This is a genomic window from Polaribacter aestuariivivens (assembly GCF_005885675.1).
In the GTDB taxonomy this organism is placed as follows: domain Bacteria; phylum Bacteroidota; class Bacteroidia; order Flavobacteriales; family Flavobacteriaceae; genus Polaribacter; species Polaribacter aestuariivivens.
Window position 1 is genome coordinate 45,264 of sequence record NZ_VANR01000008.1, and the last position, 24,117, is coordinate 69,380.

At 28.3% G+C, this 24,117-nt stretch carries 27 protein-coding genes; 11 read left to right on the plus strand and 16 right to left on the minus strand.

Going from position 1 to position 24,117, the window contains the following annotated elements:
• Positions 1–106 precede the first annotated feature (106 nt).
• Positions 107–913: a TerC family protein gene (locus tag FDT66_RS13475; RefSeq protein ID WP_138537425.1), complete on the plus strand. Its 807-nt coding sequence runs from the start codon at positions 107–109 to the stop codon at positions 911–913.
• Between the two features lie 243 nt (positions 914–1,156).
• On the opposite strand, the gene FDT66_RS13480 is transcribed toward FDT66_RS13475, so the two are convergent.
• From FDT66_RS13480 to FDT66_RS13510, 7 genes are all read right to left on the minus strand, one after another.
• On the minus strand, positions 1,157–1,525 hold the full coding sequence (locus FDT66_RS13480) for a glyoxalase (RefSeq protein WP_246034885.1): 369 nt from the start codon (positions 1,523–1,525) through the stop codon (positions 1,157–1,159).
• Entirely contained in the window at positions 1,515–2,000 is a 486-nt protein-coding gene (locus tag FDT66_RS13485) for a hypothetical protein (RefSeq protein WP_138537427.1), read from the minus strand. The genes FDT66_RS13480 and FDT66_RS13485 overlap by 11 nt, the downstream gene beginning before the upstream one ends.
• A 57-nt stretch (positions 2,001–2,057) precedes the next feature.
• The gene (fabV, locus tag FDT66_RS13490; protein ID WP_138537429.1) at positions 2,058–3,248 is read right to left on the minus strand and encodes an enoyl-ACP reductase FabV; all 1,191 of its coding nucleotides are present in this window, start codon (positions 3,246–3,248) and stop codon (positions 2,058–2,060) included.
• A gap of 11 nt (positions 3,249–3,259) precedes the next feature.
• A complete protein-coding gene (locus tag FDT66_RS13495; RefSeq protein ID WP_138537431.1) occupies positions 3,260–4,207 on the minus strand; it encodes a phosphoribosylaminoimidazolesuccinocarboxamide synthase in 948 nt (315 codons plus the stop codon).
• A gap of 48 nt (positions 4,208–4,255) precedes the next feature.
• Positions 4,256–6,856 (minus strand): T9SS type B sorting domain-containing protein, encoded by a 2,601-nt coding sequence (locus FDT66_RS13500; RefSeq protein WP_171032392.1) that lies wholly within the window; start codon positions 6,854–6,856, stop codon positions 4,256–4,258.
• A 70-nt stretch (positions 6,857–6,926) separates the two neighbouring features.
• Positions 6,927–7,547 carry a hypothetical protein gene (locus FDT66_RS13505; protein WP_138537435.1) on the minus strand — a complete coding sequence of 207 codons (621 nt, stop codon included), beginning with the start codon at positions 7,545–7,547 and terminating at the stop codon, positions 6,927–6,929.
• Positions 7,544–8,497 (minus strand): PhoH family protein, encoded by a 954-nt coding sequence (locus tag FDT66_RS13510; protein WP_138537437.1) that lies wholly within the window; start codon positions 8,495–8,497, stop codon positions 7,544–7,546. Before FDT66_RS13510 ends, FDT66_RS13505 begins: the two co-directional genes overlap by 4 nt.
• Positions 8,498–8,626: 129 nt before the next feature.
• On the opposite strand from FDT66_RS13510, the gene FDT66_RS13515 reads away from it, so the two are divergent.
• From FDT66_RS13515 to FDT66_RS13535, 5 genes are all read left to right on the plus strand, one after another.
• Positions 8,627–9,487 carry an SAM hydrolase/SAM-dependent halogenase family protein gene (locus tag FDT66_RS13515; RefSeq protein WP_138537438.1) on the plus strand — a complete coding sequence of 287 codons (861 nt, stop codon included), beginning with the start codon at positions 8,627–8,629 and terminating at the stop codon, positions 9,485–9,487.
• A gap of 3 nt (positions 9,488–9,490) precedes the next feature.
• Positions 9,491–9,787 carry a putative quinol monooxygenase gene (locus FDT66_RS13520; protein WP_138537440.1) on the plus strand — a complete coding sequence of 99 codons (297 nt, stop codon included), beginning with the start codon at positions 9,491–9,493 and terminating at the stop codon, positions 9,785–9,787.
• 134 nt (positions 9,788–9,921) lie between these two features.
• Positions 9,922–10,446, plus strand: a complete 525-nt coding sequence (locus FDT66_RS13525) for a GNAT family N-acetyltransferase (protein ID WP_138537441.1) — start codon at positions 9,922–9,924, stop codon at positions 10,444–10,446.
• A 4-nt stretch (positions 10,447–10,450) separates the two neighbouring features.
• Positions 10,451–11,359 carry a DUF2279 domain-containing protein gene (locus FDT66_RS13530; protein WP_138537443.1) on the plus strand — a complete coding sequence of 303 codons (909 nt, stop codon included), beginning with the start codon at positions 10,451–10,453 and terminating at the stop codon, positions 11,357–11,359.
• Positions 11,360–11,408: 49 nt separating this feature from the next.
• A complete protein-coding gene (locus FDT66_RS13535) occupies positions 11,409–12,032 on the plus strand; it encodes a peptidoglycan-binding protein LysM (RefSeq protein ID WP_138537445.1) in 624 nt (207 codons plus the stop codon).
• 20 nt (positions 12,033–12,052) lie between these two features.
• Here FDT66_RS13535 and FDT66_RS13540 read toward each other — a convergent pair whose 3' ends face one another.
• From FDT66_RS13540 to dnaA, 3 genes are read right to left on the minus strand one after another with little or no spacing between them, the layout of a single operon-like run.
• A complete protein-coding gene (locus FDT66_RS13540) occupies positions 12,053–12,757 on the minus strand; it encodes an SAM-dependent methyltransferase (protein WP_138537447.1) in 705 nt (234 codons plus the stop codon).
• A 6-nt stretch (positions 12,758–12,763) separates the two neighbouring features.
• Positions 12,764–13,219 carry a low molecular weight protein-tyrosine-phosphatase gene (locus FDT66_RS13545; RefSeq protein WP_138537449.1) on the minus strand — a complete coding sequence of 152 codons (456 nt, stop codon included), beginning with the start codon at positions 13,217–13,219 and terminating at the stop codon, positions 12,764–12,766.
• Between the two features lie 16 nt (positions 13,220–13,235).
• Positions 13,236–14,663 carry a chromosomal replication initiator protein DnaA gene (gene dnaA / locus FDT66_RS13550; RefSeq protein ID WP_138537451.1) on the minus strand — a complete coding sequence of 476 codons (1,428 nt, stop codon included), beginning with the start codon at positions 14,661–14,663 and terminating at the stop codon, positions 13,236–13,238.
• 172 nt (positions 14,664–14,835) lie between these two features.
• Here dnaA and FDT66_RS13555 point away from each other — a divergent pair, with 172 nt between their 5' ends.
• The gene (locus FDT66_RS13555; protein WP_138537453.1) at positions 14,836–15,234 is read left to right on the plus strand and encodes an acyl-CoA thioesterase; all 399 of its coding nucleotides are present in this window, start codon (positions 14,836–14,838) and stop codon (positions 15,232–15,234) included.
• Positions 15,235–15,236: 2 nt separating this feature from the next.
• Here the strand turns inward: FDT66_RS13555 and FDT66_RS13560 are convergent, their stop codons facing one another.
• Genes FDT66_RS13560 through FDT66_RS13585 form a run of 6 tightly spaced genes read right to left on the minus strand, consistent with a single transcriptional unit; the run spans position 15,237 to position 19,536 of the window.
• Entirely contained in the window at positions 15,237–15,935 is a 699-nt protein-coding gene (locus tag FDT66_RS13560; protein WP_138537455.1) for a hypothetical protein, read from the minus strand.
• A gap of 10 nt (positions 15,936–15,945) precedes the next feature.
• Positions 15,946–16,554, minus strand: coding sequence for an IMPACT family protein (locus FDT66_RS13565; protein ID WP_138537457.1), 609 nt, complete (start codon positions 16,552–16,554; stop codon positions 15,946–15,948).
• A 1-nt stretch (position 16,555) separates the two neighbouring features.
• The gene (locus FDT66_RS13570; protein WP_138537459.1) at positions 16,556–17,416 is read right to left on the minus strand and encodes an EamA family transporter; all 861 of its coding nucleotides are present in this window, start codon (positions 17,414–17,416) and stop codon (positions 16,556–16,558) included.
• Between the two features lies 1 nt (position 17,417).
• Positions 17,418–18,023, minus strand: coding sequence for an HAD family hydrolase (locus FDT66_RS13575; protein WP_138537461.1), 606 nt, complete (start codon positions 18,021–18,023; stop codon positions 17,418–17,420).
• Entirely contained in the window at positions 18,016–19,050 is a 1,035-nt protein-coding gene (gene ribD / locus FDT66_RS13580; RefSeq protein ID WP_138537590.1) for a bifunctional diaminohydroxyphosphoribosylaminopyrimidine deaminase/5-amino-6-(5-phosphoribosylamino)uracil reductase RibD, read from the minus strand. The genes FDT66_RS13575 and ribD overlap by 8 nt, the downstream gene beginning before the upstream one ends.
• A 27-nt stretch (positions 19,051–19,077) precedes the next feature.
• On the minus strand, positions 19,078–19,536 hold the full coding sequence (locus FDT66_RS13585) for an NDR1/HIN1-like protein (RefSeq protein ID WP_138537463.1): 459 nt from the start codon (positions 19,534–19,536) through the stop codon (positions 19,078–19,080).
• A 51-nt stretch (positions 19,537–19,587) separates the two neighbouring features.
• Here FDT66_RS13585 and FDT66_RS13590 point away from each other — a divergent pair, with 51 nt between their 5' ends.
• The 4 genes from FDT66_RS13590 to FDT66_RS13605 all read left to right on the plus strand — a co-directional run bounded on the left by FDT66_RS13590 (position 19,588) and on the right by FDT66_RS13605 (position 24,074).
• Positions 19,588–20,079: a GNAT family N-acetyltransferase gene (locus tag FDT66_RS13590; RefSeq protein ID WP_138537465.1), complete on the plus strand. Its 492-nt coding sequence runs from the start codon at positions 19,588–19,590 to the stop codon at positions 20,077–20,079.
• A gap of 11 nt (positions 20,080–20,090) precedes the next feature.
• Positions 20,091–21,515 carry a cardiolipin synthase gene (gene cls, locus FDT66_RS13595; RefSeq protein ID WP_138537466.1) on the plus strand — a complete coding sequence of 475 codons (1,425 nt, stop codon included), beginning with the start codon at positions 20,091–20,093 and terminating at the stop codon, positions 21,513–21,515.
• 5 nt (positions 21,516–21,520) lie between these two features.
• Positions 21,521–22,396, plus strand: coding sequence for a peptide chain release factor N(5)-glutamine methyltransferase (gene prmC / locus FDT66_RS13600; RefSeq protein WP_138537468.1), 876 nt, complete (start codon positions 21,521–21,523; stop codon positions 22,394–22,396).
• A gap of 121 nt (positions 22,397–22,517) precedes the next feature.
• Positions 22,518–24,074, plus strand: a complete 1,557-nt coding sequence (locus FDT66_RS13605; RefSeq protein WP_138537470.1) for an NAD(P)/FAD-dependent oxidoreductase — start codon at positions 22,518–22,520, stop codon at positions 24,072–24,074.
• The last annotated feature ends 43 nt before the right edge of the window (positions 24,075–24,117 follow it).

Sequence of the window (24,117 nt, forward strand, 5' to 3'; positions counted from 1 at the left end):
AACTTCAACTTTTTGTTTTAAAAAAAAATTATCGCAACAAATAATTGTGTATGTATCGCATTCCAAATATATTTGAAACTCATTAACCAATATAAAAAACAATAGAATGTTAGAAGTAATTTTTACATTAATAATGTTAATTTTATTACAAGCTGTACTAGGCTTTGATAATTTATTATACATTTCTTTAGAATCTAAAAAAGCACCTTTAGAAGATCAAAAAAAGGTGCGAAAAAAAGGAATTTTAATCGCAATCATATTAAGAATTGTACTTTTATTTTTATTGGTTTCTATTATAGATTATTTTCAAGAACCTTTTTATTTCTTATCTGGAGAAATAACAGATGTTTTAAAATTTGCTTTTAATGGCCATAGCATTATTGTTTTACTTGGTGGTGGTTTTATTATTTACACAGCTATTAAAGAGATTTGGCATATGATTTCTACAAAAGGACTTGAAGTGTCTGAAATGGCTACAGAAAAAAGAACAAAATCATCTAATGCAGTTATTTTTAGTATTGTTTTAATGAATTTGGTTTTTTCTTTTGATTCTATTTTAGCTGCAATTGGTTTAACTAGTGAAATTGAAAATGATACAACCGCATTTATAGTAATGGCAATAGCTATTGTAATTAGTGGTTTATTAATGTTAATAATGGCTGATAGAATTTCTGTTTTTTTATCTAAAAATAGAATGTACGAAGTACTAGGTTTATTTATTCTTTTTATTGTGGGTATAATGTTAGTTACAGAAGGTGGCCATTTAGCACATATTAAAATTTTTGGAGAAGAAATTGTACCAATGAGTAAAACAACGTTTTACTTTGTTATAGCTATTTTAGTTATAGTTGATATTGTACAAGGTAGGTATCAAAAAAAGTTACTTACAGAAAAAGAAGTATCTGCAAAATAAATAAACAATTTTAGCAATTTAGATAAAAAATAATTTCAAGAATTTTGAGATTATTTTTTTTGTTTAATAATTTTAACATTTTATTAAACAAAATAAGCGATATATGTATTATATTTGTAGTGTAAAGAATAAATTATCAGCAGCTGTCTTCTAGCTGTAAATGTTTACCGATGTAAATTGTTTTAAATAAGAAGTTTTTGGTTGATTGATAAAGTCGTTATATTTTTATATAGCGACTTTTTTTTATGCCATTTCAAGAAGGCTATCTTTTACTCTTTGAGAAATTATTTGTAAAATTCTTCTATTAATTTCTGATGAATTTTTCGTATAAAAATTAAACTCATCCTCTGAAAAATGACCAATTATAAAGCCTAAATTGATGTTTTTATAATTATTATCCGTTTTAAAAATATTTGCAATTTTGCTTTTCTTTTTTTGATCTGTAAGCTCTAAAAAAACAACTTTTCTTTTTTGTAAATAATTTTTAAAAGCACTAATTAATAGGTCATGTTGCATTTTAATAACAGGACGTAAAGTTTTGTTTTGAAAAATTTCCATTTCTGTCATTTTTTCGTTCACTACATTGTTTATTACAGGTCTTTTATTCATCATTTTCTAATAAATCATTTATTTGTATTTGAAAATCGTATTGTAAATCTTCATGTAGTTTTTCCATCGCTTTTTTTGCCATTCGTAACTGTGTATCAAAAATATTTTGCAAACGTGTACTTCTTTTTATTGATGGCCTAAATTCTTTCAATTTTTTACAGAAATACAGTAATAATTCTGCTTCGGTTTCTTTCTTTTTAGAATAACGAATGTGTTTTTTTATAGACGATAATATTTTACGCATACTTTTTCTAATGTAATAAAAGCTATTGGTGTTTATTTCACGAAACTGTTCGTCTATTTCTTCTTTTATTGTTTGTATGTAATTTTCTTCGTCATGAGATTCAAACAACAAATAGGTAAGTAATTCTTTATTTTCTTTTTTAAATCTTGCCAAATGTAAACACAACTCTTTCAGCTCATTTGCAGATTTATGAGTTAATTCATCTTTTAGTTGTTTTATAGTTACCGCTTTCATAAAATAAAAAAGTCTCAAAAATTTAAATAATCTTTGAGACTTTAGTTTTGTTGCTATTTATTTTTCGCTAGGTATTGTAACCATTTCATTTACATCTTTATCATAATTTACACCTGGAACTTTAAAACCAAAAAGGTTATAAAAATCGTTGCTGTAACCTTCTAAGTCTCCAATTTCATTTAAATTTTCTGTAGTTGCGTTTTCCCAAAGGGAAATTACTTCCTCTTGAACATCGTCATACATTTCCCAATCGTCAATTCTAATTCTTCCTTTTTCATCTAAAGGAACTTCACCATCAGTAAACAATCTTTCACTATACAAACGTTGAATTTGTTCAATACAACCTTCGTGAATTCCTTTTTCTTTCATTACTTTATAAAGTAGAGAAATGTATAATGGAATTACAGGTATTGCAGAACTTGCTTGTGTAACTAAAGCTTTGTTTACAGAAACATAGGCTTTACCTGCTATTGATTTTAAATCGTCTGTAATTTCAAAAGCGGTTGCTTCTAAATGGTCTTTTGCTGCACCAATAGTTCCGTTTCTATAAACTGGTTTGGTTACTTCTGGACCAATGTAAGAATATGCAACTGTAGTTGCTCCTTCAGATAGTAAGTTTTCTGATTTTAAAGAGTCCATCCACATTTTCCAATCTTCACCACCCATAACTGTAATTGTGTTTTCAATATCACCACCTTCAGCAGGATTTATAGATATTTCTGATACATTACCTGTGTGAAAATCTACTGTTTTGTTGGTAAAAACTTCGCCAATTGGTTTTAATACAGATTTAAAGCGTTTTCCAGTTTCTGGGTGAGTTCTTACTGGTGAAGCTAAACTATATATTACCAAATCTACTTGACCTAAATCTTCTTTTATTAAATTGATTACTTGTTCTTTTATTTCGTTTGAAAAAGCATCACCATTAATGCTTTTAGCATACAAACCTTCTTTATGAGCGTGTTTTTCAAAAGCTGCTGTATTGTAGTAACCTGGTGAAGCTGGTCTTCCTTCAGTTGCTGGTTTATCGAAAAAAACTCCTATTGTTGCAGCATCTGACCCAAATGCACTTGTAATTCTTGATGCCAATCCAAAACCTGTAGATGCACCAATTACCAATACTTTTTTTGGCCCTTCAATTTTTCCTTTTGATTTTACGTACTCTATTTGATTTATTACATTTTGCTCACAACCTGTTGGGTGTGCAGTTAAACAAATAAATCCTCTCGTTCTTGGTTCTATAATCATTGTTGTTTGTTTTATTTTGATAAAAAGGAATTTACATTCTTTTCTATTCTATTTAATACATTTTCTGTAGAAGCTTTTACAAAAGTTTCTCCAGTAATTTGTTCGTATAATTCTATATATCTATTTGAAATTTCTGTGATTTTAGCATCAGACATTTCTGGTATTTGTTGATTTTCTTTTCCTTGAAAGCCATTTTCAATCAACCATTGACGCACAAATTCTTTTGAAAGTTGTTTTTGAGCTTCTCCTTTACTTTGCCTTTCTTGATAACCATCTGCATAAAAATATCTTGAAGAATCTGGTGTATGAATTTCATCTATTAAAACTATTTTACCATCTTTTGTTTTTCCGAACTCGTATTTTGTATCTACTAAAATAAGGCCTCTTTTTTTGGCAATTTCTGTTCCTCTTTGAAATAATTTACGTGTATAATCTTCTAAAATTACATAATCTTCTTCGGAAACAATTTGTTTAGCTAAAATATCTTCACGAGAAATATCCTCATCATGTGCACCATTATCTGCTTTGGTTGATGGTGTTATGATTGGTGTTGGAAATTTATCATTTTCTTTTAAGCCTTCAGCCATTTGTACACCACAAAGTACTCTTTTGCCTAATTTATATTCTCTTGCTGCATGACCAGAAAGATAGCCTCTAATTACCATTTCTACTTTAAATGGTTCACATAAATGACCAACTGCCACATTTTCATCAGGATTTGCTATTAACCAATTTGGAACAACATCTGCTGTGTCATTCATCATTTTGGTAGCAATTTGGTTTAAAATTTGCCCTTTAAATGGTATTTGTCGTGGTAAAATAACATCGAAAGCTGAAAGTCTGTCTGTAGCAATCATCACTAAAAGTTCATCATTAATATTATAAACTTCTCTAACTTTACCTTTGTAAACAGATTTTTGATTTGGAAACTGAAAGTTCGTTTCGTTAATAGTATTCATTATAATTGTTGTGTTGTTGATAATGCAAAAGTAAGTTTAAAATCTAAATTATTTTCTAATCAGTGAAAAATTGCCAAATAATACTTCGCCATTTTTACGAAGTACTTTAAACCAATAGTTAGATGATGATAGTAATTTTCCGTTTTCTGTTCCATCCCAAGTTTCTTTTCTAGTGTTTAACTGCTTGATTAGCCTACCAAATCTGTTGTAGATAAAAATTTGATAATCGTCTTCAGGAAAATTATTGAGTTGCCAAAAATCGTTTACTCCGTCTGAATTTGGTGAAAAGAAAACAGGATATGTTTTTACAAAAAACTTTTTTGTGAAAAATTCACAACCGTCTTTTCCTTTTACATAAATGGTTTGCTCACCTCCTTCTAAATCATTAAAAATATTTCTTTCTTGATAGTTAAAACCGTCTAAAGAATACAAATATTGTCTGGTAGAAAAAATTTTAACTTGTATAGAATTTTTTTTGTTAGAAAAATCTTTTATATCTAAAATTACATTTTTAATTTCTTGGTTTTCTAACCTTTTTACATCTACAAAAGAAGTTGCAATACCACAAGCCCCATTATCTATTGTGTAAGTATATCTTTCTGGTGTATCTATACTAGGATTGAAAAAAGCACTAACTTGGGTGTTATTTCTTGTCCAAACACCACCTGAATCTGGGTTTCCTTCTAAAATACTAAAAAGATCTATTGGGTTAGCAAACTCGCAAACAGTAATTTGTTTACTAACACCTGCGTTTGGCTTTTGATTTAATCTAATATTTATTGTTGCTTCTAAATCACCACAATTATCATCTGAAATAACATATTTATAAATACCTGGTGCATCTTTTTCTGGATTAAATATATTTGTCCCACTATTTAATTCTGGAACCCAAACACCTCCTGCAGATGGATTTCCATTTAAAGAAAAGAATAAATTTATAGGGCCTTGTTCAATACAAGAAAGAATTTCAGTATCTTCTCCTGCAGTTATTCTAGATAAAAAAGTAACTTCTATTTGAGCACTTTTAGAACCACACAAAGCATCTGTTTGTGTATAAGTATAAGTTCCAGGACTATCTGACTTAGGATCAAAAATACCTTCTCCTCCTTTTAATGCTGGGAACCAAACTCCACCAGGATCTGCTTTTTCTCCTAAAAGTGTAAATAAATCTATATTACCACTATTTGTACATAATTCTATAGCGTTATTTTCTCCAGGATTTGGTAACGTATCTTCTTGAAAGTCGAAAATAGCATTCATATCTTTATCTGAAGGACTTTTATAACCAGAAACTTCATTTATTATTAAACCTCTGTTATTAACTTCGTCTGGTAAATCTCCTAAAACTCCATCATTATTGGCGTCAGAAAAACCAGCTTCAATTACGTCTAAACAACCATCATTATCGCTATCTAAGTCTTTAGAATCTGGGAAACCGTCTGAATCTGTGTCTAAATTACCATTTCCTTCTAAAGCATCTAAAATACCATCATTATCATCATCTTCATCTATAACGTTTGCAATACCATCATTATCAAAATCTGGGTTACATTTTTCTATAATTTGCGCTACATCAGAACATTCTGCTCCATTATTAGTAATGGCAACTACTCCATTAATTTCACCATTGTTTAACAAATTACACATCCAAGAACAATCTGACATTATTGTATTGTTTTGTACCTCAAAATCAGCATCTACTAATAAAAAACTTCTAAAACCATTAACCGTTACAAGGTTACTATTGTTGCTTAAAATAAATTTATCTTCATCTCCAAAAAAATTAACCCCAACTGATTTAAGAAGATTAAAACCTATTATAGATGTTATGGATGTATTCTCTATTTTAAAACCAGCGCCTATAGTCTCTAAATTATCAAAAGCGGGAATTTCCTCAATTGATGATCCTTTAATTTCAAAAAAACGATTGATTCTTTCTAATGATAAAAAACCAGAAATCTTATTTATATCTTCTATATTTAAGTCATTTCCAATAAATCTTAACTGTTCTAAACCATTAAATGAAGTCATTTTTGGAATTGATGTAAAATTTAAATCATTTCCAATTGAAGTTAAACTACTAAAAGGTGGTATATAAGTTAGTTCTGAATTTAAACTAATATTTAATTGACCCTGAATATTTTCTAAATCACCAAATCCATTAATCTCTTTCAAAGAGTCGCTGTAACCAATCTCAACATCATTAGTAACTCTTTTTAAACCATTAAAAGCGTTTATTTTTTCTAAATTTGTATTGAGCGCAATAACAATACCTCCTACCAATCCTAATTTATTAAAATCTGATATTTCTAATAAATTAACAGAACTTGTAATTTCTAAATTTCCGCTAACTTCATTTAAATTCTCAAAATCTTCTAATATGGGCACATCAATAGAAATAATTAAATCTCCTCTAACTTTCTCTATAAAACTTAAACCAGAAATATCTGTTATTGGTGTTGCTAAGACGCCCGTAAAAGTATCTGGCACTAAAGATGTTACTATCACCAAATCTCCATTAAGTACTTTACAATTACTATAATCTCTAACAAAATCGTCTACATTTTCTTGAGATCTAAGCGCAATTTCTCCAGCTGGTGGACATTGTGAATATCCCCAAAAAAAAGATAATACGAAAAATAAAGACATTATATTTTTCATCTAAACAAAAATACAGAATGAAAATTGAAAATTGATTTAAGAATTCTTAAAGTTTTACTTATTTTCTTTCTTTTTTAATTCGCTTTATCTGTTTTAAATTATCGGTAATTGGTGTGGCTGTAATTTCTGTTTCTCCAGGTATAAAATAAAAAAAATATGCTGAATTTTGTCCTATTTTTCTAACATTCAATTGCTCATTATCTTTAAAAACTAATGTATAATTTGGTGTAATAGTTTTGGTTTGAAATTTATGTTTCATACCAATTCCCATACCCGTTCTCATAGAAACAAATAGTAAAAAAAAGATAAACATTAATCCTGGAATTTGATTTTTTCTGTTTTTTAACTTTTCATATTTTTTATCCCATTTTTCTATATTGTATATTTTTTTATACCATTTTTTAACTTTTAAATAAGCATACACTTTGAACATCCAATTAGAAAAATACATATGCATTACCCAAAACATAAACGCAAGGAAAATAGATATTTTCCAGTTATTAGTTAGTAAGCTAATTGGAGAAATTAAAGCATCTAAAATGGTTGTATAATTTAAATATGAAACGCCAAATATTCCATAAAAAATAGCATCACTAACAATTCCTAATATAATTAAATACAAATAACCAATATAAAAGTAGTCTTGTAAACCTAGTTTATCCTTTTCAATATTTATCATTCTGTTTCAATACTTTTATATGCGGTTATGATTTTTTTAACCAACCTATGTCTTACTACATCTTTATCATCTAAATACACTTGTGCAATACCTTCAATATCTTTTAGCGCTAATAAAGATTCCTTTAAACCTGAAACTTGTTTTCTTGGTAAATCTATTTGTCCAGGATCTCCTGTAATGATAAATTTTGCATTTTTACCCATTCTGGTTAAAAACATTTTCATTTGATTGTGTGTTGTATTTTGAGCTTCGTCTAAAATTACGAATGCATTGTCCAAAGTTCTACCACGCATAAATGCTAACGGCGCTATTTGTATTACTCCTTTTTCTATATTAGATTCTAATCTTTCATGAGGAATCATATCTCTCAAAGCGTCATATAATGGCTGCATGTAAGGATCTAATTTTTCTTTTAAATCTCCAGGCAAAAAACCCAAATTCTCTCCAGATTCCACAGCTGGTCTTGTTAAAATTATACGTCTTACTTCTTTTTCTTTCAATGCTTTAACTGCTAACGCTACAGCTGTATACGTTTTACCTGTTCCAGCAGGACCAACTGCAAAAAGCATGTCGTTTTTTTCCATCAAAGCAACCATTTTACGCTGGTTTTCTGTTTGTGGTTTAATTAACCTTCCACTTACACCATGCACTAAAATATCCTTTGCGTTTTTTGCTGAAGTTGTTTTTTCTTCGTTTCCTGATGATGTTAAAATGCGCTCAATACTATTTTCATCTAATTTATTATATCTGTTATAGTATTTAATTAATCTTTCTAATCGTGTTTCAAAATCCTCTAAAATTTCTGGTTCTCCATAAATTTTTAATTTAGAACCTCTTGCAACAATTTTAATCTTAGGAAAGTATCTTTTTAATTGTTCTATTGTGCTATTATGCGCGCCAAAAAAGTCTTTTGGATTAATTTCCTCTAACTCAATAATTCGTTCGTTCAAATGATTATTTTTTATAGATTGTTTATAATTTTATTTCAACTAAAAATAGCGAAATAAATTTCTAAAATGATTAGATTTGCTTTAATTAGTTAACAACTTTTACACATTTAATTAACAGTTAAAATTTCTATGGCATTTATAACGCTTACTACAGATTTCGGAACTAAAGATCACTTTGTAGGTGCTGTAAAAGGAGCAATATATTCAGAATTAGAAGATGCAAAAATTGTTGACATAACGCACGAAATATCACCATTTAACATTACAGAAACTGCTTATATTTTAAAAAATTCTTACAAAAGTTTTCCTAAAGGAACCATACATATTATTGGTGTAGATTCTGAACTAAGTGAAGAAAATAAACATATTGCTTTAGAATTAGACAATCATTTTTTTGTTTGTCCAGATAATGGATTAATTTCCATGATTGCCTCAGAAATTAAACCTACAAAAATTGTAGAAATTAATATTCATGATAGAATTGAAAGCAGTTTTCCAGTTTTAGATGTTTTTGTACAAGTAGCTTGTTTTATAGCCAGAGGAGGAAATTTAACAGTTATTGGTAAAGAAATTAAAGCGTTTAAAAAGATAATTGAAATTCAACCTAAAGTAAATCAACTTGAAAATCAAATTATTGGAGGTGTTGTTTATATTGATAATTATGGCAATGTAATAACTAACATTAATGAAAAAATGTTTCAAGAAGTTGGAAAAGGTAGAGACTTTGTTATAAGTGCTAAAAAACACACATTTACCAAAATATTCTCAAAATACAACGAAGTTGCAACTAATAAAGCATATAATAACCAACAATATGAAGGACACAAGTTGGCGCTTTTTAACTCTGCAAAGTTTTTAGAAATTGCTATTTACAGAAGTAATTTAGATACTGTTGGTGGTGCAAACTCATTACTGGGCTTGGAGTATAGAGATACTATTACAATTGATTTTATAAATGAGTCTAAAAAAGACTTTACCATTTTAACCTAAAATATGTTTGTACGGATTGTAAAAATGAGTTTTCACTCAAAAAATATTGAACGTTTTACAACGATATTTGAGGAAAAGAAAAAATTTATTAGAAACTCTGCTGGTTGTAAACTTTTAGAATTGTATCAAGATAAAACAAATCCTGAAATATTTTTTACTTATTCTTATTGGGAAAATGAAAAGGATTTAGAAAACTACAGAAATTCAGATCTATTTAAAAACGTTTGGAAAGAAACCAAAGTTTTATTTAATGCAAAGCCTGAAGCTTGGAGTGTAAATAAAAAGATTAGTATGCAATAAACGCATTATTCACTGGTAATATGCTGTTGCAATTTTATCAAAATAATTTCATTTTTTATATTGATAACAAATTTTAATTAGTAAAAATAAAGATTAACTTATCAACGTACAATTTCAGTTGTATAAAATGTATAATGAAATTCAACTTTAAGACTTTTCCAACATTAAAAACAGAAAGACTTTTAATTCGTCAGGCTAGTTTTAATGACATTAAAGTTGTTTTTGACTTACGCTCTTGTGAAGAAACAAATAAGTTTGTTGCTACTAAAAAAGTTCAAAATTTTGATGAAGCGAAAGATTTTATAGTAATTTGCGACAAACTTTATAAAGAAGAAAATCGTATTTTTTGGTTGATTCAATATAAAAATAAAGTTATTGGAAGCATTGTTTTACATAGAATTTCCTTAAAAGATAACTATGCTGAAATTGGTTACAAACTAAAACCAGTTTTTCATCAAAAAGGTTTTATGAGTGAGGCCTTAAAAGAGGTGTTAAAATTCGCATTTCAAAAAATGAATTTAAAAATAATTGAAGCGTTTACACATAAAAATAACATTGCTTCAATTGCGTTGTTAGAAAAATATAATTTCATATTTCAACCTGAAAGAACAGACTTAGGGTTTGAACATAATCAAATTTTTAAATTAGTAGAAAATTAACAGAATGATTTTTAAACTTAAAAAACGTTGTTTTAGTATAGCTTTACTTTTCTACTCTATTATTGGGTTTTCTCAAAATACATCTTTTCTAAAAAAATCTGACACTTTACATAAACAAAGAAGAAATGCAGTAATTATTACCGAAAGTGTTTTAGCTGGAGGAAGCTTACTTGCTTTAAACGAACTTTGGTATAAAAATCATGAACGTTCTAATTTTCATTTTATAAATGATAATGCAGAATGGAAACAAATGGATAAAGTTGGACACTTTATGACATCATATTATGTGGGTAAAGTTGGTATGGAAGTTTTGGATTGGGCTGGAGTTTCTAAAAAAAATCAACTTATTTATGGTGCCACTTTTGGGTTCACTTTTTTAACAGCTGTTGAAGTTTTAGATGGTTTTTCTAAAAAATGGGGCGCTTCTTATGGTGATATTTTAGCAAATGCTGCTGGTACTGGTTTTTTAATTGGACAAGAATTATTGTGGAATGAACAACGAATTACCGTTAAATATTCTTTCCATCAAACTGAATTCGCTAAACAACGCCCCAATACTTTAGGAGAAAATTATTTACAACAAGCCTTAAAAGATTATAATGGACAAACTTATTGGCTTTCTACCAACATTTGGTCTTTTAATAAGAAAAGTAACTTTCCTAAATGGTTAAATGTGGCTTTTGGTTATGGTGCAGATGGCATGTTGTATGGAGAAACAAAACCTTCAAACCCTTTTCCACAAGACCCTTACAGACAATTTTACTTGAGTTTAGACGTAGATTTTACAAAAATCGACACAAAATCAAAATTTTTAAAATCTTTATTTTCTGTTGTGAATTTCATAAAAATTCCTTCGCCAACTCTTGAAATAAATACAAAAGGTCAAGTAAAATTTCATTATCTGTATTTTTAGTAAAATTTAACATATTGATAATCAATTGATTTAAAATTACGTTGTAAATTTGCACCCGCAAAACAGAAAGATATATTTTATCAAAAATAAAATACTTTTATTCAGTGTAGTTTTACTTTTTATCAATGCAACACCTATTGATAAAAACGTTTCAAAATCTGAAACAACTGGAATAACATTATTAAAGTTTCCAAAAACTATCGGAAACGAAATTTTTTATTTAAAAAGAGACTTTGTCGCTTTTAAAGAAGCTGTTGCTTTTAAAGAATCTCAAGGTAAATATGCAACTGTAAATACTTTAGGCTATTTAGGAAAATATCAATTCGGAAGAACTACACTTCACCGTTTTAACATTTATAATACTGAAGAGTTTTTAGCAAATCCAGAATTGCAAGAAAAAGCGTTTGTTGCTTTATGTAAAGTTAATAAGTGGATTTTAAGAAAAGACATTAAACGTTCTGTTGGTAAAACAATGAATGGTATTAAAATTACGGAATCAGGAATTTTGGCTGCAGCCCATTTAAGTGGTGCAGGAAACGTGAAAAAATTCTTGAGAAGTAATGGTACTGAACGCTTTTCTGATGCTTATGGGGCTAGTATTCAATCTTATTTAAAAAAGTTTGCCAATTACAATGTTTCTAACATTGAGGCTGATAAACACGCAAAGGTTTAATTCTTATTTTTTATTCTCATCTATTTTTGAATGATAAAAATAGCAGGTTTTTTGTGTAAATCTGGTGTTTGACGTTTCCAATTTTGGACAGACATTGTTTTGATAAACTCTGTTGGTAACGTAATATCTGCAGCAATGCACAAATTGGTAGTTGGTGATAAGGTTGTTTTTAAATCTGCAAACATTTTTTCGTTCCTGTATGGTGTTTCTATAAAAATTTGAGATTGATTTTTATCTTTTGACAATTTTTCCAATTCTTTAATTGCCTTTTTTCTTTCGCCTTTGTCTATTGGTAAATACCCATTGAATGCAAAGTTTTGTCCATTCATCCCTGAACTCATAATTGCCATTAAAATTGAACTTGGCCCAACTAAAGGCACTACTTGAATATTATTTTCATGCGCTAGTTTTACAATACTTGCACCTGGATCTGCTACTGCAGGAACTCCTGCTTCAGAAAGCAAACCTACATTTATACCTTCTTTACAAGCATTCAAATATTGCCTTGTTTCAATTTCTTCTGCATACTTATCTAATAGCATAATTTGCAAATCAGGTTGAGATTTTTTTGGAGAAATTTTCTTTATAAATCTTCTAGCAGATTTTTCATTTTCAACAATATATACATCAATTTGTTCTATTACTTTTTTAACTGATATTGGCATTACCTCTAAAGGTTCTGTGTCTCCTAAAGTTGTGGGTATTAAATAGAGTTTACCAGTCATTTTATTTTATTTTTGAATGCGTTTTGCAATTATTTCACAAGCTTCATCTAACATTTTAAACACATTTTCAAACCCCTGATTTCCGCCATAATACGGATCTGGAACAGATAAGTTTTCTGTTGGATGTGATTCGTTTAAAATCATTTTTACTTTTTGCTCATCTTTTTTATTTCTTGCCAGTGAAATAATGTTCGTAAAATTACTTGTATCCATTGCATATATGATGTCAAAAGTATCAAAATCTTTTACTGTGAATTTTCTTGCTTTTTGATTTGTAATGTCTATTCCGTATTTTTTAGCAACATTAATAGAGCGTTCGTCTGGTAAATTACCAACATGATACGCAGCTGTTCCTGCAGAATCTACCAAAATTTGATTTGAGTTTATTTTAGATTGCAAGATACCTTCTGCTAATGGCGAGCGACAAATGTTCCCCAAGCAAACCATTAATACTTTTTTCATAAAAAAGTGATTTTTTTTAGAAAGTTAACTTTTTAGTTAAATCGTCAACGTATTTTCTAAATTGCTTGTCTGTTTCAGAAAGATTATCAACAGTTTTACATGCATGTAAAACAGTTGCATGGTCTCTTTGCCCAATTTGGTTTCCAATACTTGCCAAAGAAGTTTTGGTTAATCTTTTGGCAAAAAACATAGCTAATTGTCTTGCTTGAACAATATGACGCTTTCTTGTTTTAGATTGTAAAGTGGCAACATCCATATCAAAATATTTTGATACTTCTTTCTGAATATAATCTATAGATACTTCCTTTTTAGTGTTTTTTACAAATTTGTCTACAATTTGTTTTGCCAATTCTAAAGAAAACTCTCTTCTGTTAAAAGAGGCTTGTGCAATCATCGAAATAATTACACCTTCTAATTCTCTAACATTAGATTTTATGTTTTTTGCAATATATTCTATGATATCTTCTGGCATTTCAACACCATCTCTATACAACTTATTTTGTAAGATAGAAATTCTTGTTTCGTAATCTGGTGCTTGTAATTCTGCTGATAAACCCCATTTAAAACGAGATAGTAAACGTTGTTCAATATCTTGCATATCTACAGGTGCTTTATCTGATGTTAAAATTACCTGCTTTCCATTTTGATGTAAATGGTTAAAAATATGAAAGAAAACATCTTGTGTACCTGCTTTTCCTGACAAGAACTGTACATCATCAATAATTAGTACATCTATCATTTGATAGAAATGAATAAAATCGTTTCTAGTATTTGATTTTACTGAATCTATAAATTGTTGTGTAAATTTTTCTGACGAAATGTATAAAACGGTTTTGTCTGGATATTTATCTTTAATATCTACACCTATTGCGTGTGCCAAATGTGTTTTTCCTAAACCTACTCCACCATAAATTAATAATGGATTAAAAGAGGTTCCTCCTGGTTTATTAGCCACTGCCATACCTGCAGAACGAGCTAATCTGTTAGAATCACCTTCAATAAAATTTACAAAATTGTAATTAGGGTTTAGTTGAGATTCTATTTTTACTTTTTGTAAACCTGGAATAATAAAAGGGTTTCTCAATTCTCTTTTATCTGATTCTAAAGGAACTGTAACTTTTTGAGGCTTTAAAGGATCTCTATTAGAACTTGGTATTTTAACTATTTGCGGTCTGTTACTGCTATAGTTATTTTCCATTTTTACATCGTAAATTAATTTTGCATCGTTACCTAGTTGTCTTACTAATGCAACACGTAATAATTTGATGTAATGTTCTTCTAACCACTCATAAAAAAATTTACTTGGAACTTGTATGGTTAATGCTTCTCCTGATAATTTTACTGGTTTTATAGGTTCAAACCATGTTTTGTACGCTTGTGGTTTAATATTATCTTTTATAAAAGATAAACATTCGTTCCAAACAGAGTCAGCATTTAAAGTCATTCTAGTTTAAATAGATTTTTTTATTAATATTTTATGTTTTTAGGGTAGAATTTTTCCCCTTTTCAAAAGCAATACAAAAGTGTGAATAAATTTTAGTATAAAAAAATCAATTTGCTATTGATTATTAATTATTTTTTACGTAAAATGCTAAAATAAATTCTGTCTATTATTAATGAAAAAATCATCAACAAAAACAAGGGTTAGATATTCTGAAACTGATCAAATGGGCGTTGTTTACCATGGTAATTACGCTCAATTTTTTGAAATGGGCAGAACAGAATGGCTACGTTCTTTGGGGGTTACCTACAAAGATATGGAATTAAGCGGAATAATGTTACCCGTAATTTCTTTAAAATGTAATTTTATAAAATCGGCTTTGTATGATGATGTTTTAACTATTACAACTTTCCTTAAAAAGAAACCAATGGTTAAAATTGAATTTGATTATGAAATTAAAAACCAAAATGAAGAATTAGTTTGTACAGGTAATTCAGTTTTAGCATTTATGAATTCTAAGAGTATGAAACCCACAAAATGTCCAGATTATTTATTAAAAAGTTTAGATTTTTAGAGTTAATCACAATTTTTTAAAACATTTTCTCTGTATTTATATAAATCTAATAATAAATTTTGCTTTATTATTAAATTTCTCATTTGTTTTGCTAATTTATTTCTAAAAACTATATTTTCAAAAAAGTTTTCATTTACAAAAGTTTCTCGCCAATTATAATTTAATTTATTTACTTCTTCTTGTAGCTCGTAAAGTCCTTCAAAATCTATCAAACATCTAAAATTAGTAATTGACAAATAATTTGTTTGCTTGTAAGATTGCCATGTTACGTTAGACAAACCTTTGAACAATAATGGAGAGTCTAAATGAAAATCAAAAGTTCCGTTTATTTGATAAAAATTAGCTGATTTTTCTTGAATATTTTCAATAGAAATGATGTTTTTTGAACTCTCTTTAAAAATTTTAATAGAATCTTTATGTACCAAAATTTCACCATCTTCATTTAACTTCGAAAATAAATACATCAAAGGATCAAATTTACTTTTTAAAGCACTATTATAAGACGTTAAAATTTCCTCGTTTTCAGAAACCTCTTTTAAAACTTGCTCTAATGCTTTTTCTTTAGCTTCAATAAGTTTTTTATTTTCATAATAACTATTTAAATATAACCCTAATAAAACACCCAACATTGTAGATGTTAATGTTATTAACCAATTACTACTTAAAACTTTTTTTGATAAAGGATTTTTTATTTTACCCATTTTTTCTAAGTTATTTTATTGCTTTTATTTTTACTTTGTATAAATTATCAAACATATTAAAAACTTCTTCTGCATCGTTTTTTCTAACAGCAATAACATACTCACAATCCATTTCTAATTTTTGCTTGACAATTTCAATATTTTTTTCTTTAACAACTCTTTGTACTGCACTCATTAAATCATAATTAAATTTTAACGAAAAATGAATGTTGATTGTTTTTTCTATAATTTGAGATGCCTCCAAAGTAATTTTTGCTGAAGTTTTATAGGCAGAAATTAAACCTCCAACACCTAATTTTGTTCCACCAAAATAACGCACAGAAACTATTAAAATATTGGTTACTTCAAAAGATTGAATTTGTCCGTAAATTGGCATTCCTGCAGAATTGTTAGGTTCACCATCATCATTAGCTCTATACTGAAAATCTTCTACTCCAATTTGATAAGCATAACAAAAATGACGCGCTGTATGATGTTTTTTTCTTAATTCTTCTAAACATTCTTTTACATCATCTTCCGAAAAAACAGGAAATGCATATCCAAAAAACTTACTGCCTTTTTCTTTAAATAAAGTTTCCTTTGAAGGCTTATCAATAGTTTTATAAATATCTTTTTCCATATTATGCTATTGTAACCAAAATGATTCCTAAAATTGCCAAAAAAACTCCAATTTTATTTTTTGTACTAAATTTTTCTTTAAACAACAATAAGCCAACTAACGTTGAAACGATTACAATTGCTACGTTATTAATCGTAAATAAAGTAGAACTTTCAAACCTATTATTTTGTAAAGCTTTTATTAAAAAAATGATAGAAAAATAATTTGGAACTCCTAAAACAATACCTGCTATAATGTTTTTAACACCAAAAAAAGTTCTTTTTTTTAAAGTTTTAAATACCAAAATCACGATTCCAAAAATAGCTGCAATACCAAACAAACTTCCAGAAAAAATAGAAATATCTTCTTCTGCAACATGAGTAACTTGTATATATTTTAAAATGGTATCTATTGCTCCAGAACCTAAAAAAAGTAATATTGGAAACAGTAAAGTGCCGTTTTTATTTGATTTTTCTGCTTTAACAGATGATAAATAAACAGCAATTAATGCAATAATAATACCTGTTATTTTTAAAAAGGTTACAGATTCGTTATATAAAATAATTCCAAAAAAAACAGGAATTACCACAGACATTTTTCCTGCAATAGAGGTTACAGATACACCATTTTTTTGAGCAGTCATAGCCATTATAAAAAAGATAGCTATAAACAACGCTCCTAAAACCAACGAACCTGGAAACCATGGTTCTAAGTAAATTTCACTAATAGGTATTTTTCTATCTGCTAATAAAAAGCCCATTGAAAAAGCCACGATATAATTGACTACAATAGCTTTTAAAACATCTATTTTATAAATACCAAAATATTTAAAAATAACAAATAAACCTGTGGAAAAAAGAACACTTAAAAATAAAAATATCAAACTAAATATGGTTTTTGGTAAATAAATCTACAACATCTTCCTTTTTTGGAATTAAATTCCAAGTATGAATTCCTAACATAGCTGCTGCACTTGTGTTTTCTTCTGTATCATCAATAAATAAGGTTTCATTTGCTTGTAAATTATTTTCAGTTAATACAAACTGGTATATATTATTATTGGGTTTTCTAAGATGAATTTCGTGCGATAAATAAAATTTTTCAAAACAAGTTTTAAATTCATTATACAAATCCATTCCCCAGTTATTTTGTATCCAAGAAATGTGTAAATCATTGGTATTGCTCAATAAAAACAACCTGTGTTTATTTTGTTTTGCTAATTTTTTTATAAATTTTAAACGCTCTATTGGAAAATCTAACAAAATACAATTCCATGCTTTTTTAATTTCGTGAGATGAAACTTGTAATTTTTCCTTAAAATAATTAATAAAATCTTCTGTAGAAATTAAACCCATTTCGTACTCATTTAAAATTGGAGTAAAAGTGTTATCATTTTGAGAAATACCTAATTTTTGCAACTCATTTGCAAACTTTATTTTATCAAGGTTAATAAAAATATCTCCAAAATCGAAAATGATATTTTTAATCATTTTTATATTTTTTTAAACTATCGTTTTTAATATTTATTTCAGTAAATGTTCCTTTTAGAACAGGTGCTTTTACTCCTTTTTCAAAGGTTGTGCTACCTACAAAAACATGCGCTTCATCCCATAAATTCTCATTTATAAAAGTTTGTAAAGTTTTTGTACCTCCTTCTACAATTAAAGATTGAATTTGATGTTTATGCAAAATTGAACAAATTTGTGAGGCTACTTTTTTTGAAAAATCAATACTTTCAAAAATGACATTTTTTATCGGTTTTTGCTTGTTTTCTGAAATTACAATTGTTTGTATACTTCCATCTAAAACATAACTGTTTTCAGCTATTCTTAAATTTTTATCTAAAACAACTCTTATTGGATTTTCTCCAAACCAACTTCTAACATTTAATTTAGGGTTATCTGCAATTACAGTATTTGTACCAACCAAAATTGCGTGTTCTTTCGCTCTTAATTTATGAACCAATTGCTGTGAATAGTTATTAGAAATAAAAACAGGTTTTTGTTCGCTTTTAGTTTCTGGTGCTATAAAGCCATTTGTAGTTTCTGCCCATTTTAAAATAATATAAGGGCGCTTTTTTTCTTGATTTGTAAAAAATCGTTTGTGATGTTCTTTACATTCTTTTTCTAAAACACCAACTACTACTTCAATATTTGCTTTTTTTAAACGCTCAATTCCTTTTCCTGCAACTAGCTCATTAGAATCTACACAACCAATTACAACTTTTTTAAAATTATGTTTTACAATTAAATCTGCACAGGGTGGTGTTTTTCCAAAATGTGAGCAAGGTTCTAACGTTACGTAAATAGTTGCTGCACTTAAAAGCTTTTTATTTTTTACAGATGCTATTGCATTTACCTCTGCATGATTTCCTCCATATTTTGAGGTAAAACCTTCGCCAATTATTTTATTTTCAAAAACAATTACAGCTCCTACAGAAGGGTTTGGACGCGCCGTTCCAATACCATTTTTTGCGATTTGCAAGCATCTTTTTATGTAAAACTCGTGATTTGTAATCATTAATATTGAAAAATAAATTTTGTTTTAAAACTTAATATCTTGTACTTGATTCACATGATATATTTTAGAAAAACCAAAAACTTCGTATTTTAAATCTCCTTTAAATTGCACTTTTACAGATTTATTTAAAACCGAATTTAACAAACCTCCTAAAATTCCGTTTTTATTGTTTTCAAATATTCTTTTTGCTGGAACTACCACTCTTAAAGGAATCGTAAATTCTTTTTTAGCAGGTACTTTAAATTCTTCTGAAAAAACTTGTGCTATTTCTGCCCCGTTTACAATTACTTTAATTTCATCTGTAGAAATTTTGCCTCCAACATCATTTGGGTTTTCAAAAAAAGCATCAGCCTTTAAACGAAGTGTATCTCCATTAAAAGATGTTACTTTTACATTATCTACTTTTATAAAAACAGGTTGCTTGTTCGTAGAACATCCTATAATAAGGAAAAACAGCATCGTAAAATATAGCAGTTTTTTCATCAAAAAAAATTAAATTTTAGGTAACTTGCTCATGCAAAAATACGTTAATAAATGACAAGTGAAGATTTTATCATTAGAGAAATACAACCTGCAGATAACAAAGAATTGGCAGTTGTTGTAAGAACTGTTATTTTAGAAATGGGCGCACCTAAAGTTGGTACTGCTTACGAAGATAACGCTACAGATCAATTATTTGAAACGTATCAAAAAGAAAAAGCTATTTATTTTGTAGTTGAGCACAAGAACAAAATTGTTGGTGGCGCAGGAATTGCGCAATTAGATAATTTTGAAGGCAATACTTGCGAACTTCAAAAAATGTACTTTTTACCTATTGCAAGAGGCAGAGGTTTGGGCACAAAGTTAATAACCAAATGTTTGCAAAAAGCAAAGGAATTTGGTTATGACAATTGTTACTTGGAAACATTACCATACATGAAAGCTGCTGTAAAACTTTATAAAAAAAATGGTTTTGTATCTTTAGAAAAACCACTGGGAAACACTTGCCATTACTCATGTGATGTTTGGATGTTGAAAAAAATATAAAACCTACAAATTTGATATACTATATACTTTTAGGAATTCATTTGTTGTTATTTAGTTGGGCTTTTTACAACATCCTTTATTTTGGCGTAAAACCCTCAAAATCTTTAAGTTGGATTTTAATTACATTCTTTTTTCCTTTTTTAGGGATTTTTGCTTTCGTTATTTTTGGTATTAATAGAAGGCGTTTGAAGTTTTTCGAATTAAAAGAAACCAAAAAGCGTAAAAACTATATAAAGTCATCTTTTACAAACAAAAAGAACCCACATTTAGAAGAATTACACTCTGAAAAGGCAAAAAAAATTTCAAGTCTTATTTACAATAACACCAATATTCCTTTAAATATCAATAATAAAGTTACTGTTTTAAAAAATGGAAAAGAAACTTTTGACGAGTTATACAAAGCCATAGAAAAAGCTGAAAGTTTTATTCACTTACAATATTATATTATTGAAAATGGAGAAATATTTAACAAATTAAAAAAATTATTACTCAAAAAAAGAAAAGAAAATATCGAAGTAAGAATTTTATACGATGCTATTGGAAGCTATTATTTGAACAAAAAAGACAAGAACGAATTAAAAGAAGCTGGCTGCAAAATTCATCCAGAAATGGCACTAAAGTTCGGAACATTTTTATTCACTTTAAACTTTAGAAATCATAGAAAAATAGCAGTTATAGACAATAAAATAGGTTTTACTGGTGGTGTAAATATTTCAGACGAATACATTACAGAAGATACTGAGTTAGGTATTTGGCAAGATGCACACGTTAAAATTGAAGGAGATGCTGTTGATAATTTACACAAATCGTTCATAAAAGATTATTTTTATGCAACTGACAAAGATCTAAGCAAAGAAGAAAAGTACACCAAAGCTTTTAAGGTTGAAGAAAACACCAAATTACAAATAGTTTCTAGTGGTCCAGATTACGAACAATCTGTAGTAATGCAACAATATTTAAGCTTTATTAATTTAGCTGAAAAGAATATTTGTGTCATGAACCCTTATTTTATACCTACATTTTCAATTTTAGAAGCCTTTAAAGTTGCGGCTTTAAGTGGCATAAAAGTACAACTACTACTTCCTAAAAGAGGAGACTCTAAAGTGGCTACATATAGCATGTATTCTTATTTTGTAAGCTTATTAAAAGCTGGAGTAGAAATTTATTTACGTGACGATTTTTCACATAGTAAAGTTGTTTATATTGATGATGAAATTGCATCTATTGGCTCCACAAATTTTGATTGTAGAAGCTTTGAACACAATTACGAATTAAACGCCATTATTTTTGATAAAAAGGCAACTACAGAAATTAAAAATGAGTTTGAAATGCGAATTGAAAAAGCCCATAAAATTGACTTAGAAACATTTTTAAACAGATCTAATAAACAAAAAACATTAGAACGTTTGTGTCGATTTTTTAGCCCATTATTATAACTTTTATGACGTTAAAAGAATACAAAAATTATTTTTCTACTAAACTTTCTGAAATATATCCACAAACAGAAATTGACTCTTTTTTTAATATTATTATAGAAGAAAAATTAAACCTTCAAAGAATAGATACTGTTTTAAAACCAAACTTTGTAATAAATAATAATATTGAAACGGACTTAAAAAGCATTACAAAAAGACTGCAAAAGGAAGAACCAATTCAATATATATTAGAAAAAACAACGTTTTATGGCTATCCTTTTTTGGTAAATAAAAATACCTTAATTCCAAGACCAGAAACAGAAGAACTGGTTGAGTGGGTTTTAAAAGAAATAGAAGAAAAAAGAAAAAAAAACAAACTCGAAAACATATCTATTTTAGATATTGGCACAGGAACAGGTTGCATACCAATTTCATTAGCCAAAAACCTTCAAAAGGTAACCATTTCTGCAATTGACATTTCTTCAGAAGCTTTAAAAATTGCTAAAAAAAATGCAGTTTTAAATAATGTTGACATAAATTATATAGAATTAAATATTTTAAAAGCAGAAAAATTATCTGAATCATATGATATTATCATATCAAATCCACCTTATGTTAGGCAACTTGAAAAAAAAGAAATACACAATAACGTTTTAAAGAATGAGCCACATTTAGCGCTATTTGTATCAAATGAAAATCCGCTAATTTTTTATAAAAAAATTGCAGATTTAGCAAAAAATCATCTTAATAAAAACGGATTATTATTTTTTGAAATCAACCAATATTTAGGAAAAGAAACAGCTGAAATGCTTAAGAAAAAAGGGTTTTCAAACATCGAATTAAAAAAAGATTTATTTGAGAACGACAGAATGATAAAATGTAGTTTTAAAAACACTTTATAATACACTCATTAAAAAGAATAATATGCTATCAAATAAACATCGTATTCTTTCATTACCATATACTAAAAAAACATCTAAACTTTCATTAACACTCAATCTTTAATTTAATTACTTTTACAAAATGATTAAAGAAATTCAGCTTCGTGTAAACTTAATAGAAGAACGTAAAGAAAATATTTTGCTTTACAAAGCCTCTAAACAACTAGAAGTTGATAAAAAAGAAATTACTGCAGTTAAAGTATTACGAAAATCCATTGACGCTCGTAAAAAAGAAACTATTTTTAATTACAAAGTAGCAGTATACATCAATGAAGCACTTCCAAAAGAGCCTGATTATATTTTTGAATACAAAGATGTTTCCAAAGCAAAAGAAATTCATATTATCGGTTTTGGTCCTGCAGGAATGTATGCAGCTTTACGTTGTATAGAATTGGGGTACAAACCTGTAGTTTTAGAGCGTGGAAAAAATGTACAAGACAGACGCAGAGACTTAAAAGCCATCAATCAAGATCATTTTGTAAATGAAGATTCTAATTACTGTTTTGGAGAAGGTGGTGCAGGAACCTATTCAGATGGAAAATTATACACCAGAAGCTTAAAACGTGGAGATGTTCGTAGAATTTTCGAAAATTTGGTTTTTCATGGAGCAACAGAGCAAATTTTGGTAGATGCTCATCCTCATATTGGAACCAATAAATTACCAAAAATCATTCAAAATATTCGTGAAAACATTTTAAAATTTGGTGGCGAAATTCATTTCGAAACCAAAGTGACCGATTTTGTTATTAAAAACAATAAACTACAAGCAATTCAACTTCAAAACGGTCAAGAAATGACTGTGAATGCAGTTATTTTAGCAACTGGTCATTCTGCAAGGGACATTTACGAATTGTTGCATAAAAAACAAATTAGCATAAAAGCAAAGTCTTTTGCAATGGGCGTTCGTGTAGAACATCCACAAGAAATTATCGACCAAATTCAGTATAATTGTTCAGGCAAAAGAGACGAATTATTACCAGCTGCAGCATACAGTTTGGTAAATCAAGTAAATAACAGAGGAGTATATTCTTTTTGCATGTGTCCTGGAGGTTTTATTGTACCAGCAGCAACTGCTAATGGTGAAGTAGTTGTAAATGGAATGTCGCCTTCAAGAAGAAACAACAAATATGCAAATTCAGGTATTGTTGTAGAGTTAGATATCAATCAAGATTTTAAAAAATACGAGAAATTCGGCGAATTAAAAGGCTTAGAATTTCAAAAAGATTTAGAAAAAATTGCATTTTTTGCTGGAGGAAGAACACAAACAGCACCAGCACAAAGGTTGGTAGATTTTGTAGACGGAACACTTTCATCAGATTTGAATGATACTTCCTATCAACCAGGTTTAAAATCGGCTCCACTACACTCTCTTTTACCGAGAATTATTGGAAGTAGATTGCGAAAAGGCTTTCCTGAATTTGGCAAAAAAATGCACGGTTATTTTACAAACGAAGCTAATATTGTTGGTGTAGAATCTAGAACATCGTCACCAGTAAATATTCCAAGAAAAGAAAATTTAGAGCATACAGAAATCGAAGGATTGTTTCCATGTGGTGAAGGTGGTGGTTACGCTGGCGGAATTGTTTCTGCTGCTATGGATGGAGAACGTTGCGCTGAAGCAGCCATTTCAAAATTATAGTAGAATTACTGTGCTAATTCATTAACTATCTATAACTTTACAT

Coding starts and splice junctions, on each gene's coding strand:
- FDT66_RS13475 (WP_138537425.1), top strand. CDS start 107: ATGTTAGAAGTAATTTTTACATTAATAATGTTAATTTTATTACAAGCT.
- FDT66_RS13480 (WP_246034885.1), bottom strand. CDS start 1,525: ATGATGAATAAAAGACCTGTAATAAACAATGTAGTGAACGAAAAAATG.
- FDT66_RS13485 (WP_138537427.1), bottom strand. CDS start 2,000: ATGAAAGCGGTAACTATAAAACAACTAAAAGATGAATTAACTCATAAA.
- fabV (WP_138537429.1), bottom strand. CDS start 3,248: ATGATTATAGAACCAAGAACGAGAGGATTTATTTGTTTAACTGCACAC.
- FDT66_RS13495 (WP_138537431.1), bottom strand. CDS start 4,207: ATGAATACTATTAACGAAACGAACTTTCAGTTTCCAAATCAAAAATCT.
- FDT66_RS13500 (WP_171032392.1), bottom strand. CDS start 6,856: ATGTCTTTATTTTTCGTATTATCTTTTTTTTGGGGATATTCACAATGT.
- FDT66_RS13505 (WP_138537435.1), bottom strand. CDS start 7,547: ATGATAAATATTGAAAAGGATAAACTAGGTTTACAAGACTACTTTTAT.
- FDT66_RS13515 (WP_138537438.1), top strand. CDS start 8,627: ATGGCATTTATAACGCTTACTACAGATTTCGGAACTAAAGATCACTTT.
- FDT66_RS13520 (WP_138537440.1), top strand. CDS start 9,491: ATGTTTGTACGGATTGTAAAAATGAGTTTTCACTCAAAAAATATTGAA.
- FDT66_RS13525 (WP_138537441.1), top strand. CDS start 9,922: ATGAAATTCAACTTTAAGACTTTTCCAACATTAAAAACAGAAAGACTT.
- FDT66_RS13530 (WP_138537443.1), top strand. CDS start 10,451: ATGATTTTTAAACTTAAAAAACGTTGTTTTAGTATAGCTTTACTTTTC.
- FDT66_RS13540 (WP_138537447.1), bottom strand. CDS start 12,757: ATGACTGGTAAACTCTATTTAATACCCACAACTTTAGGAGACACAGAA.
- FDT66_RS13545 (WP_138537449.1), bottom strand. CDS start 13,219: ATGAAAAAAGTATTAATGGTTTGCTTGGGGAACATTTGTCGCTCGCCA.
- dnaA (WP_138537451.1), bottom strand. CDS start 14,663: ATGACTTTAAATGCTGACTCTGTTTGGAACGAATGTTTATCTTTTATA.
- FDT66_RS13555 (WP_138537453.1), top strand. CDS start 14,836: ATGAAAAAATCATCAACAAAAACAAGGGTTAGATATTCTGAAACTGAT.
- FDT66_RS13560 (WP_138537455.1), bottom strand. CDS start 15,935: ATGGGTAAAATAAAAAATCCTTTATCAAAAAAAGTTTTAAGTAGTAAT.
- FDT66_RS13565 (WP_138537457.1), bottom strand. CDS start 16,554: ATGGAAAAAGATATTTATAAAACTATTGATAAGCCTTCAAAGGAAACT.
- FDT66_RS13575 (WP_138537461.1), bottom strand. CDS start 18,023: ATGATTAAAAATATCATTTTCGATTTTGGAGATATTTTTATTAACCTT.
- FDT66_RS13585 (WP_138537463.1), bottom strand. CDS start 19,536: ATGAAAAAACTGCTATATTTTACGATGCTGTTTTTCCTTATTATAGGA.
- FDT66_RS13590 (WP_138537465.1), top strand. CDS start 19,588: ATGACAAGTGAAGATTTTATCATTAGAGAAATACAACCTGCAGATAAC.
- prmC (WP_138537468.1), top strand. CDS start 21,521: ATGACGTTAAAAGAATACAAAAATTATTTTTCTACTAAACTTTCTGAA.
- FDT66_RS13605 (WP_138537470.1), top strand. CDS start 22,518: ATGATTAAAGAAATTCAGCTTCGTGTAAACTTAATAGAAGAACGTAAA.